Below are 650 nucleotides of genomic sequence, written 5' to 3' on the forward strand. Positions count from 1 at the left end.
GCATTGTCATTACAAATTAGACAGTCTGCCGTTATCGGTGCGTCATTGGGTGTGTCCTAACTGTCAAACACAGCATGACAGTGATATCAATACAAGCAATAATATACGCCAACAGGCGTTAGCTGATGTAGCAGGACTTGCTACTGTGTAAAGAGTTCCCCCAGTACGTGACTTTCAGTGTAAGTGTACTGGCGAAAGGTGGTGACACAATCTTAGATTGAAGTTACTATGGGTCGCAAAGATTCCCCAACCATAACCGCTAGGTTTGGTGGTGGGAGTAGGTCAAGAAGAGAGACTATGAAACAAAAAATTAGCGAACTTGAACAGCAGCGTTTTAGCTATTTACTAAATAAGCAGTATGATGAGTTTGCGGCTATGTGCGATGCCGATTTACACTATGTGCACAGCAGCGGGGTGACTGATAACTTATTTTCCTACCTGCAAAAACTTAAGTCAGGGTTGTATGGGTATCAACAGCTAGACTATGAGATTGGCAAGGTTATCGATATGCAAGACTATGTGATGGTAACCGGTGATTTTTATCACCAGTCGCCGTAAAACCACCCACTTCAGGGGGTGGATATAAGGCGACACACACTGTCGTAAGAAGTCGTTAAAGGGTTATAAGCTAAAATTAATCTTGCCATACT

Annotated in this window: 2 protein-coding genes; both read left to right on the top strand. The window is 42.9% G+C overall.

Annotation, left to right across the window (positions count from 1 at the left end; genetic code table 11):
- On the top strand, positions 1–151 hold a 151-nt coding region (locus A1019T_RS10365; protein ID WP_143514112.1), incomplete at its 5' end, for a zinc ribbon domain-containing protein.
- Between the two features lie 146 nt (positions 152–297).
- Positions 298–558 carry a nuclear transport factor 2 family protein gene (locus A1019T_RS10370; RefSeq protein ID WP_077451569.1) on the top strand — a complete coding sequence of 87 codons (261 nt, stop codon included), beginning with the start codon at positions 298–300 and terminating at the stop codon, positions 556–558.
- Positions 559–650: the final 92 nt, after the last annotated feature.

The sequence above is a fragment of the Psychrobacter piechaudii genome, from assembly GCF_900162825.1.
GTDB classification, from domain to species: domain Bacteria; phylum Pseudomonadota; class Gammaproteobacteria; order Pseudomonadales; family Moraxellaceae; genus Psychrobacter; species Psychrobacter piechaudii.

Coding starts and splice junctions, on each gene's coding strand:
- A1019T_RS10370 (WP_077451569.1), top strand. CDS start 298: ATGAAACAAAAAATTAGCGAACTTGAACAGCAGCGTTTTAGCTATTTA.